Genomic DNA, 11516 nt, shown 5'->3' with positions numbered 1-11516 from the left:
TTATTTTGTATTAAAAGAGTAGTTGGCAAGTTAGCGTAGCGCGTTAGGGATTGAATTGGAAATCCTTTTTATGAAGTATGAATAAAAAGATTGTAAAAGAAAGCCCGACCTGCAAGGGAACGCCCAAAAGTAAATTATCTATGTTATTTTATAGTTAGATAGTTTGTAGATTTAGTAAGTTGTCAGTATCTTTATAAGATATATAATAGTATTATTATAGTAGACCTTAAACATTGTAGATATGTTAGAAAAAAATGAAGTAAACGTTGATAAGACGGAAAAGAAAGTAGAAGAAGTTTTAAATGAAACTAAAAAAGTTGAAGCTGTAGAAAATCTTGAAAAAACAGATGATACTGTTGATGCTGTTGATGAAATAGAGAAGTCTATTGCTAAGGATGCAGAAAAAAATAGTGACAAAGAAGAAGAATCTGATGTTGTAGATTACACAAAATTATCTTTAGAAGATTTAGTTTTAGAACTAAAAAAAACACTTTCTGACAATCCTGTTCAAAAAATAAAAACTCAAGTTGAAGGTATTAAAAGTGCTTTCAATCAGAAATTTGGTGCTCTTTTAGCAGAAAAGAAAGCCGCTTTTTTAGAAGAAGGAGGTAATTCTATCGATTTTCAATTTTCTAGCCCTATAAAAACGGATTATAATACGCTGTTGTCTGATTATAAAAAACAACGTGATGCACATTATAATGATTTAGATAAGCAACTTTCTTCTAATTTAGATAAAAGACTTTCTGTTATTGAGCAATTAAAAGATTTAATTGAAAATGCAGATACTGCAACGATGTATAAGAGTTTTAGAGAATTGCAAGATTCTTGGAAAACTATTGGACCTGTTTCTAAGAACCATTATAATGATACTTGGAAAACGTACCATCATCATGTAGAGCGTTTTTATGATTTATTACATTTAAGCAATGATTTTAGAGATTTAGACTTTAAACATAATTTAGAGGAAAAATTAAAAATTATAGAAAAAGCAAACGCATTGGCAGAAGTTGCTGATATAAATATTGCATTTAAAGAATTACAAGATTTACATAAAATCTGGAAAGAAGATATTGGACCCGTTTCTCAGGAAATGAGAGAAGATGTTTGGGGAAAATTTAGTGAGGCTACTAAAAAGATTCATGACAGAAGACATGATCACTTTAGAGAAATGCGTTCTAAACACCAAGAAATTATAGAAAATAAATTAGTAGTGGTAGAAAAGCTAAATGCTTATGATACGGCTAATAATAAAACGCATAACGATTGGCAAAAAAGTATTAAAGATATAGAAGAGTTAAGGCAAGAGTATTTTAATGCTGGTAAACTTCCGTATTCTAAAAGTGAAGAAGTTTGGCAAAAATTTAAAGCAGCTACAAAGAAATTTAACAGTGCTAAGAATGTTTTTTACAAACACGAAAAGAACGATCAGCAAGATAATTTAAAGAAGAAAATGGCCTTAATTGAGCTTGCAGAGTCTTTAAAAGAAAGTGATGATTGGGAGTCTTCGACGAATACTTTAAAGAAAATACAAGCAGATTGGAAAAAAATTGGTCATGTTCCTCGTAAATTTTCTGATGATATTTGGAAGCGTTTTAAAGCGGCTTGTAACCATTATTTTGATAGATACCACGATCAGAAAAACTCTTTAAATAAAGAGCAACAAGAGGTTGTAGATGCTAAAAAAGAATTTTTAGAAACAGTTAAAGAATTAAAAGATCCTACCAAAGAAGGTATTTTCGAAATTATAAGTAACTGGAGAAGTTTAGGTGCATTGCCAAGAAATGCAAGACATATAGATGGTAAATTTAACAAGTTAATAGATAGAGCCTTAAGTGGTTTAGATCTAGACAAGAATGAAGTTGCTATGTTAAAATTTACACATGTTGTAGATAGCCTTGCAGCAGATAACGATGTTAGAAAGTTAGATTCTGAGCAAATGTTTGTTAGAAAGAAAATTGATGAAGTTGTTAAAGAAATTCAGCAATTAGAAAATAATTTAGGTTTCTTTTCTAACGCAACAGATGATAATCCTTTAGTATTAAATGTAAAAAATAGAGTAAATGAGTTTAAAGTAGATTTGGCTATTTGGAAAGAAAAGTTAAGTTACATTAAGAAACTAGATTACTAATTTACTTATAAAGTATTTATATTCTTAAATAATCGATACAGATTTATAAAGGATAAAATTTTAAAATAAAAAAACTGAACAATGTCGTCATTGTTCAGTTTTTTTTATTTGTATGTTTTTATATGCGTTTCACTTAAGCATTTTTGATTTTTAGATCTATATTACCCTAGTAAGCAGTAGGTAAAAACTATAGTTTTTCTAAATTACTCTTGATATTGATGGATTACTTTGGTGGCAATTTTTTTTTATTTGAATACCATGTCTAGGTGATACTTTAACTTAAGTCAGCTCACCAAGTTTTATTTCTTGTGAAATTGGAAGTTTAAAAGAAGTTGAGTAGTCTTTTTGTGAATGTTTTAAAAACTCATTTTTTAATATATTTCATTACACTATTGCTTAAGTCCTTGGTTATTTGAGCCCTTCGTTATTTAAGTGTAGAGTTTTTTTTGTTTTATATAAATTCTATTTACTCTTATAAAGAACTTGCACTAAAGGTATCACCTTGGTTAACATCACCTGTGTCAAAACCTTTTTTAAACCAACGCATTCTTTGTGCAGAAGTTCCGTGTGTAAAAGAATCAGGAACCACTCTTCCTGTAGATTGTTTTTGTAAACGATCGTCTCCAATAGCATTTGCAGCATTTAAGGCTTCTTCTAAATCATTGTCATCTAAAATTAAATTATCTTTTTGAGAATGATGCGCCCAAACACCAGCGTAAAAATCTGCTTGTAATTCTAACATAACAGAGTATTTGTTGTATTCAGTTTGACTCACTTTACCACGTAAAGCTTGTACTTTTTTACTGATACCTGTTATGGTTTGAATGTGATGGCCAACTTCGTGCGCAATTACATACGCTTGTGCAAAATCTCCGGGCGCATTTAAATTTCTTTCCATTTCTTCAAAAAAACTTAAATCTATGTATAGTTTTTCATCACCAGGACAATAAAAAGGACCAGTTGCGCTAGAAGCACTTCCGCATGCAGAATTCACAGAACCTGTAAAAAGAACTAAAGTCGGTTCTCTATAATCTTGTATAATTGTATTCCAAACATCTTCTGTACTTCTTAAAACTTGGTTACTAAATTCTGCCAACTCATTTTCTTTAGCTGTTCCTTTGTAAGTAGTTGAAGATTCTATTTGGTTACCAGTATTTCCTGTAATAAAGTTTAAGGGATTGTTTCCTGTAAAATACATGACAGCCAAAACAATACCTACAATAATTAATCCTTTTTTAGAAGTCACTAATTTTAGTAGAAGCCCAATTATCATAGGACTTAAACTGCCTAAACCACCAGAACTACCACCCGAAGAAGCGCCTCTTCTATCTTCTACATTAGAACTTTTTCTATTTCCTTTCCACTTCATAAAATATCATTTTAAAAAGATAAATTTACTGTTTATTTTTATTTAATTCTTCTAGACTGTGTGGTAAAAGATAAACCTTGTTGACCTTTAGTAGAATTCATGATTCCTTCGAATAAAGGTTCTGGGCAATCTTTTGGTATTTTCCATTCGAAAATAAAATTAGAACCCGTTTCTCCATTTTTTTCTACTTCGTCTATGATTATTTCTGCAGTTTCTAAAGGAGCTAGAAAGATTGTTTTATCAAAATAAGAGTGAACAGACTTTCCTTTGGTATCGTAATATTCTGCTTTTAACAAATAGATGGTGTCTGTATCACTTGTATTCCGCAAACTAACCATAGCAGTTAAACTGTGGGTTTTGTGTTCTGAAACACTGTAAATTTGAGAATATACAGATAAATAAGATTTGCCGTGTTCTAAAGAATCTTTGGTATTGATTGCTAAGTGTCTTTTAGACCAATTTTTAAAATCTACAGAGCTGACTTCTTTCTCTTTATTACAGCTTAAAAGTAATAGACTTAGGATGATTAGTAAAGTGTATTTTTTCATTTTTTTTTGGAGAAATGGAAGTAGTTTGTTTGACCTGTTTGTGGATTGAAAGTTTCGTGTTAAGTGAATGGTTATTTTCCGCAGGAAAATTGTTGTTTACAAAAATGCAACTGACTTTGATAAAGCACTAATATAGCAAATTTTAATACACGGTATTGGGCACTGTTTTACCAATCTAAAAGTTCATTCTTTACTTTTTTAGAATCTGTTTTATTAAGTTCTTTCAGCTTATTTAAAGCTTCGTCAAAGTTGAAACAAAAATCACTCATTATTAGGTCGTTAGTGGTTTCGAATACGTTTTCTTGATTTAATATATTTGATTTTTTATCGTCTAATTGATAAACAGAATCTTCTTGAAGAGATGATGTTAGTTCTTTTAAATGAATTTTATGACCTTTGTATTCAGCTAATTTTGGATGAGTTACACTAATCAAATCTATTAAAGTGTTTTTTGCAGAATTAACTCCAATATAAGATAATGAAACAACCATAGGTTTTTCAAAATAATTAAAAGTTGTATGATTTGAATTATTTGTTGAATATTTAGTTTTTACTTTTTTTCTATAATAATTATGTACATCTCTATTTTTTTTGTCACTAGAAGAACGTATAGTTTCAAAATCTTCTTTTTTTGTAATCGCTATGACGCATGATTTGTTATAGTGATTTTCAATTCTTGTTTTTACACGTTTTTCTTTTTTGTCCCAATCTTCATAATTTGTAGAAGCAAAAGTTTGAAAATCTGTTAATGCCCATTTTAAAATGGTGTTATCAAAACCGTTAGGGTCTAATTCATAATAAATAGTTAAAAGGTTATAAAACCGTTTTATTCTAGAATCGAAATACATTTTTTCAAGAATTGCTTGTTGAGATTCTTTCGAGTCAATCCAAATGAATTTTGCAGCGAAATAATCTTGAAGAGATTTATGCCCCCATTTATAATAATTTCCTTCTTTTTTGAAAATTGGAACAGTTTTAATTAAATCTTTTAAAAAATCGCTTGATCTAAATTTAAGGTCACTGATATGTTTTTTTGCTTTATCAATAAATTTAATTATGGTGTTTTTATCATATTCAACTTTGTTTTCAATTGAGGTGAAATAACCGATATGTCTTAATACTCTTTCAAAATCATCAATATGTAAATTGCTATATTTATCTCTTTTTAAATAACCTTCTTTCGATAGGTCATGTGTTTCAAAAAGAGCATCATAAACTTGCTGGTAAAATTGACTCTTTTTAATAGGTATATCTTTTTTGAATTCATAAGACTTATACAATAAGGAAACTAGAAATGGGTTACTTAAATATTCTTGAAGTGAATCATCAGGAGTATCATTTAATTGTTTAATTAAGTTTTTCGAAATTGGACGATAACTATACGAGTCATACTTATTTAATAAACTGTAGGCTTCTCCTTTTTCTAATGGTTTTACGTTAAATTTTTGAAAATCACCAAAAGAAGCTAAAGAGTCCTCAGGTCTTGATGTTATAAGAAAGAAATTGTAATTGGCTTTTTCAATGAATTTATGTAATTCTCTAATTACATATTCTCTATCATCCAGAGCTATTTCATCAAAACCGTCGAATAAAAAGATAAAATCACCTTCATTAATTAATTTTAATATAAAATCTTGACTCAGTTTTTTTCCGATTGGAGAAAGTTGATTTTGAATTTCTTTAAGTATATTGTTTTTATTATTTATTTGACTTAATTCAATGAGAATAGGTATACCTTTTTTTTCTAGAATTATTGATTGAAATAATTTTTTTGTAATCGTGGATTTACCCATGCCTGCGGTATCTTCTATAATTACTCTGATGTATTCAGGAATTAAGTTCTCAGGGTAATTATTTATCTTTATTTCTATTTGAGTGTTCTTATTTCCATCCTGACAGCTTAATGTTAAAGGCTGATATAGTATTTCTAATAGAGTTTGTTTATTAGGAAATACGAGCGTGTCAATTGTTAGAAATTTTTCATAGCGTTGAGTAAGATAACTATCAAAATTTTCTTCAACCTTATTTGGTGTTGTATTCGTTATAGCAAATTTACTGAAAACAGTTTGAATTTTCGGCAAAAGAATGTCTTTCACAATCGGTAAAATTAAATTTGAAATTATAAGTTCTTCAGGTTTATTCATGTGTTTTGTTTAATTGTGCACAACTATTTTGATAAAATAAATTTCAATTCATTTATCAGAAGTCGAACGAATTTACCCTTTTTTCTTGACAAAATCAAACAAAAAACCTCTCTGAATGAATAGTGAGGTTTGTGGTTTTTAGCAGCAGTAAAAAAAGTTAAGTTTAGTTACAGTTTTAACCAGAAAAAATGACTTTGAATTTACAAAGTGGAATTTTAAAGCAGCTTTATGATGGTTACGAAAACGTATTTTAAAAAGCTAAAAGGAATCTTTAAATTTAGTCTGCTAGTCTGTTGCAATTCCAAAATAAACCCATGTTACATTTTCTAAAAAAGGATTATTCATGGAGTGGAATTCTCCTTGTTCAATAGTGATACAATCTCCAGGAACTACAATCATTTTTTTGTCATTCACAATAAACTCTGCTTTACCAGATTGTATATAAAAAACTTCGTACATGGTATCATGTCTATGCGTTTCTACAGTTTGTCCGGGTGTAAAAGTTGCAGAACCAAACATCATTAATTGAGGAATTTCTCCTCTTTCTATAAATACTTTTTTCTTGACATTTTCATCGTGACTTGTGCCTATTTCTGGTAATGTATTTGTGTGTATTAATTTCATTGTACATATTAATTCTGATTCCTAAAATACAAAAACATTCAAATTATCAAAAGAAAAAATACTGTTTGATATTTTAGTGTTATAAAAAGGAATGAGAGGTTTTGCTTTATATTTTCTGATAAAAAAAGGACAAATAAAAAACCTCCCTGAATACACAGAGAGGTTTTTGTATTATAAGTCATTGCGAGGTATGAAGCAATCTGTAAATTTAAAGAAACAGATTACTTCATTCGTTCCTCATTCGTAATGACGTTTTATTACTTAATTAACGCGTAAGAACGTTTTATGAAGTTTGTTAACTCTTCACCATGTAAAAGGTTTTGAGATAATTTAGCTAAATCAAAAGCTTGAGAAATTAAACCTTTCTGAGCCGCTTCATCTTTATTATTTAAAATATCAGCAACTAATGGGCTGTTTGTATTTACCACTAAGTTATACATGTCTGGGAAATTACCCATTCCCATCATTCCACCACCACCAGAAGCTTGCATTTCTTTCATTCTACGCATAAATTCTGGCACTGTAATCATAAACGGAGAAGAAGCAGAATCCATCGCTTCTAATTGAACTGTATATGTTTTAGAATTTACTGCACCTTCAATAATTGGTTTTAAAGTTGCAATTTCATCTTCAGATAATTTAGAAATTACGTTATCGTCTTTCTTAATTAAATTATCTACGTGATCTGCATCAACTCTAGAGAATTTTACTTTAGCATCACCACCTTCTAATTTCTGCATTAAATGAGAAATAATAGGAGAATCTAATAACAATACTTCATATCCTTTAGCTGTTGCATCCTGGATATAACTGTGTTGTGCTTCTTTGTTTGATGTATATAAAAGAACGTGATTTCCTTCTTTATCAGTCTGAGAATCTTTTGTTTTTTCAATTAATTCATCAAATGTAAAATACGTATCTGCAACTGTTGGGTACAATGCAAATTTCTTCGCTTTGTCAAAGAATTTATCTTCAGACAACATTCCGTACTCAATAATTACTTTAATATCGTTCCATTTTGTTTCAAAATCAGCTCTGTCTTTTTTGAAGATAGAAGATAATTTGTCTGCTACTTTTTTAGTAATGTAGCCAGAAATTTTCTTTACAGCTCCGTCTGCCTGTAAACCAGAACGAGAAACGTTTAAAGGAATGTCTGGAGAATCAATTACACCTTTTAACATTTGTAAGAAATCAGGAACAATTCCTTCTACATTATCTGTAACAAAAACTTGGTTTTGGTATAATTGAATTTTGTCCTTTTGCATATCCATTGATGTAGATAACTTAGGGAAAAATAAAATACCTGTTAAGTTAAAAGGATAATCAACATTTAAATGAATGTGGAATAAAGACTCTTCAAATTGCATTGGATACAATTCTCTGTAGAAGTTTTCATAATCTTCATCACTTAAATCTGCAGGTGCTTTTGTCCAAGCAGGTTCTGTGTTGTTGATAATATTATCAACTGTAATTTTTTTATGAGGCTCTGTAGTTTCTTTACCTTCAGCATCTGTTGTAGTTGCAGGTGTAAACTCAGGATCGTTAATTTCTTCTGTTCCAAATTTAATTGGCACTTGGTTAAAACGGTTGTATTTGTTTAATAAACCACCAATTTTACTTTCTTCTAAAAAGTCTAAAGAATCTTCTGCAACGTGCAAAATAATTTCTGTACCTCTGTCTGCTTTATCACTTTCTACTAATGTAAACTCTGGAGAACCATCACAAGTCCAATGTGCAGCAGGTTCGTCTTTAAAAGACTTTGTAATTAATTCTACTTTTTCTGCAACCATAAAAGCAGAGTAAAAACCTAGTCCGAAATGACCAATAATTCCTGCTTCGTTGTCTTTATATTTATCTAAAAATTCTTCAGCTCCAGAAAACGCAATTTGGTTGATGTATTTTTCAACTTCATCTGCAGTCATTCCTAAACCTTGATCTTTAATAGTAATTGTCTTAGCATCTTTATCTATGCTGATTTCAATTTTAGCATCACCTAATTCAGTTTTAGCTTCACCAATAGCAATTAAATGCTTTAGTTTAGAAGTTGCATCTGTTCCGTTAGAAATTAATTCACGTAAAAAGATTTCATGATCTGAATACAAGAATTTTTTAATTAGTGGAAAAATATTTTCTACTGATACATTAATATTTCCTTTTGCCATTTTATGTTTATTTTATTAATTTATTATTCTGATAAAGGTTATTCAAAAAAAATACCAAAGAGAATTTTATGACAAGATGACATAAATATTATTTTAATGTCAACTCTTTCGTTTATTTTTATAAATTAGTACTTTTACGTATTAAGAGTTTGCAAAAAATCAAAAAAACAATATATAATTATGTATAATTCAAAAATAACGGGACTTGGGTATTATGTTCCAGAGAATGTTGTTACCAATAACGACTTAAAAGAGTTCATGGAAACTTCAGATGAATGGATTCAAGAACGAACAGGAATTAAGGAAAGACGTTGGATAGACCCAAAAACAGAAGACACAACGGCAGTTATGGGCGCAAAAGCATCTAGAATTGCAATTGAAAGAGCTGGGTTAACAAAAGATGATATCGATTTTATTGTATTTGCAACTTTAAGTCCGGATATGTATTTTCCTGGAGGTGGAGTTCAAGTACAAGAAATGTTAGATATGGGAACAATTCCGGCTTTAGATGTACGTAACCAATGTTCTGGTTTTATTTATGCAATGTCTGTTGCAGACCAATTTATTAAAACAGGAATGTATAAAAATGTTTTGGTTATTGGAGCAGAAAATCATTCAGGAGGATTAGACAAATCTACAAGAGGAAGAAATATTTCGGTGATTTTTGGAGATGGAGCAGGAGCTGCTGTACTTTCTAGAAGTGAAGAAGCAGGAAAAGGAATTTTATCTTCTCATTTACATTCGGAAGGTAAACATGCAAAAGAATTGGTTTTAGAAGGACCGTCTACCGGAAAATGGGTTCCAGGAATTATAGAAAGAAATGACCCGGATGATGTTTCTTATTTCCCTTATATGAATGGTCAGTTTGTTTTTAAGCACGCCATAACACGTTTTTCTGAAGCAATTGTAGAAGGTTTAGCAACAAACAAATTAGAGAAAGAAGACATTGATATGTTAATTCCGCATCAAGCAAATTTACGTATCGCACAATTTATACAAAAGAAGTTTAAGTTGTCTGATGATAGGGTTTTTAATAATATTCAAAAATACGGAAACACAACAGCAGCTTCTGTAATTATTGCTTTAACCGAAGCTTGGGAAGAAGGAAAAATAAAAGACAACGATTTAGTTGTTTTAGCTGCCTTTGGAAGTGGATTTACTTGGGGAAGTGTAATTATTAGATGGTAAAAAGAAGAGGGTTGACATTCGTTTGTTAAATTGTTCTTTTGGAATGATTGGTGAAAAATGTGATTTTAAACTAAAATATAGTCAAGTTAAAATGGAAACCCAATTTAAATTCTAAATATCACACAGAGCTTGTCGAAGTGTAACCTAAAATGGTCTTCGACAGGCTCAGACTGACATTCGTTTTCTAAATTGTTCTTTTAGAATGATTGGCGAAAAAGGTGATTTTAAACTAAGATTTAGTCAAGTTAAAACGTAAACCCAATTAAAACTCTAAATGTCACACAGAGCTTGTCGAAGTGCAGTAAAATGGTCTTCGACAAGCTCAGACTGACATTTGTTTGTTAAATTGTTTTTTTTGAATGATTGGTTAAAAATGTGATTTTAAACAAAAATATTGTCAAGTTAAAACGTAACCCAATTAAAACTCTAAATGTCACACAGAGCTTGTCGAAGTGTAAAAAATAGTCTTCGACAAGCTCAGACTGACATGCGATTGTTAAATTGTTTTTTTGTAATGATTGGTTAAAATGTGAGTTTAAACTAAAAACTTTCAAGTTAAAACGTAAACCCAATTCAAACTCTAAATGTCACACTGAGCTTGTCGAAGTGCATTATCCAAAAACTAAATTATGAGAATTTATTATGTCTACATTTTACTATGCTCTGATAATTCTTATTACACAGGAATGACAAATAATTTAGAAAGAAGATTGTTTGAACATAAGTCAGGGAAAAGTAAAGACTCCTATACTTTTTCTAGGCTACCAATTGAATTAAAATGGTATTTAGAGTGTTCAGATTCGAGAGATGCAATTCAATATGAAAAGAAAATTAAAGGCTGGTCTCACAGAAAAAAGAAAGCTTTGATTGATGAAAATTGGAGTGATTTAGTAAAGTTTTCTAAAAACTATTCAGAAAATAAAGATTCTAAAATATAGTTGTTTTGTAATTTGAATTAAAATTTGTGAGTATATTTTATTTTTTTTAAACTCAATTTAAATTCAATATGTCACACAGAGCTTGTCGAAGTGCAGTTAAATGGTCTTCGACAGGCTCAGACTGACATTTGTTTTCTAAATTGTTTTTTTAGATTGATTGGAAAAAAGTAGAGTTTAAACTAGTATATTGTCCAGTTAAAACGTAAATCCAATTAAAACTCAAAATGTCACACAAATGGTCTTCGACAAGCTCAGATTGACATTTGTTTGTTAAATTGTTCTTTTAGAATGATTGGTAAATAGTGTGATTTTAAACTAAAGTATTATCAAGTTAAAACTAAAGCCAATTAAAACTCTAAATGTCACACAGAGCTTGTCGAAGTGTAAGTTAAATAGTCTTCGACAGGCTCAG

At 29.7% G+C, this 11516-nt stretch carries 8 protein-coding genes; 3 read left to right on the top strand and 5 right to left on the bottom strand.

Annotated features, from left to right (window positions below; genetic code table 11):
* The first annotated feature begins 241 nt into the window (after positions 1-241).
* Positions 242-2131: a DUF349 domain-containing protein gene (locus tag WHD08_RS04855; protein ID WP_208889025.1), complete on the top strand. Its 1890-nt coding sequence runs from the start codon at positions 242-244 to the stop codon at positions 2129-2131.
* A 472-nt stretch (positions 2132-2603) separates the two neighbouring features.
* Here the strand turns inward: WHD08_RS04855 and ypfJ are convergent, their stop codons facing one another.
* The 5 genes from ypfJ to htpG all read right to left on the bottom strand — a co-directional run bounded on the left by ypfJ (position 2604) and on the right by htpG (position 8978).
* Positions 2604-3500, bottom strand: coding sequence for a KPN_02809 family neutral zinc metallopeptidase (gene ypfJ / locus WHD08_RS04850; RefSeq protein ID WP_208889026.1), 897 nt, complete (start codon positions 3498-3500; stop codon positions 2604-2606).
* Between the two features lie 38 nt (positions 3501-3538).
* Positions 3539-4048 carry a DUF3124 domain-containing protein gene (locus tag WHD08_RS04845; RefSeq protein WP_208889027.1) on the bottom strand — a complete coding sequence of 170 codons (510 nt, stop codon included), beginning with the start codon at positions 4046-4048 and terminating at the stop codon, positions 3539-3541.
* A 167-nt stretch (positions 4049-4215) separates the two neighbouring features.
* The gene (locus WHD08_RS04840) at positions 4216-6192 is read right to left on the bottom strand and encodes an NACHT domain-containing protein (protein ID WP_208889028.1); all 1977 of its coding nucleotides are present in this window, start codon (positions 6190-6192) and stop codon (positions 4216-4218) included.
* 285 nt (positions 6193-6477) lie between these two features.
* A complete protein-coding gene (locus WHD08_RS04835) occupies positions 6478-6816 on the bottom strand; it encodes a cupin domain-containing protein (protein ID WP_208889029.1) in 339 nt (112 codons plus the stop codon).
* A gap of 257 nt (positions 6817-7073) precedes the next feature.
* On the bottom strand, positions 7074-8978 hold the full coding sequence (htpG, locus tag WHD08_RS04830; protein ID WP_165733496.1) for a molecular chaperone HtpG: 1905 nt from the start codon (positions 8976-8978) through the stop codon (positions 7074-7076).
* 180 nt (positions 8979-9158) lie between these two features.
* Between htpG and WHD08_RS04825 the strand changes: the two genes are divergently transcribed.
* Together WHD08_RS04825 and WHD08_RS04820 are read left to right on the top strand one after the other, a co-directional pair.
* Entirely contained in the window at positions 9159-10166 is a 1008-nt protein-coding gene (locus tag WHD08_RS04825; RefSeq protein WP_165733495.1) for a 3-oxoacyl-ACP synthase III family protein, read from the top strand.
* Positions 10167-10795: 629 nt separating this feature from the next.
* Positions 10796-11104, top strand: coding sequence for a GIY-YIG nuclease family protein (locus tag WHD08_RS04820; RefSeq protein ID WP_165733494.1), 309 nt, complete (start codon positions 10796-10798; stop codon positions 11102-11104).
* The last annotated feature ends 412 nt before the right edge of the window (positions 11105-11516 follow it).

It is taken from the genome of Polaribacter sejongensis (assembly GCF_038024065.1).
Lineage (GTDB): Bacteria > Bacteroidota > Bacteroidia > Flavobacteriales > Flavobacteriaceae > Polaribacter > Polaribacter sejongensis.
This window is presented reverse-complemented; position numbering and strand designations above follow the sequence as displayed.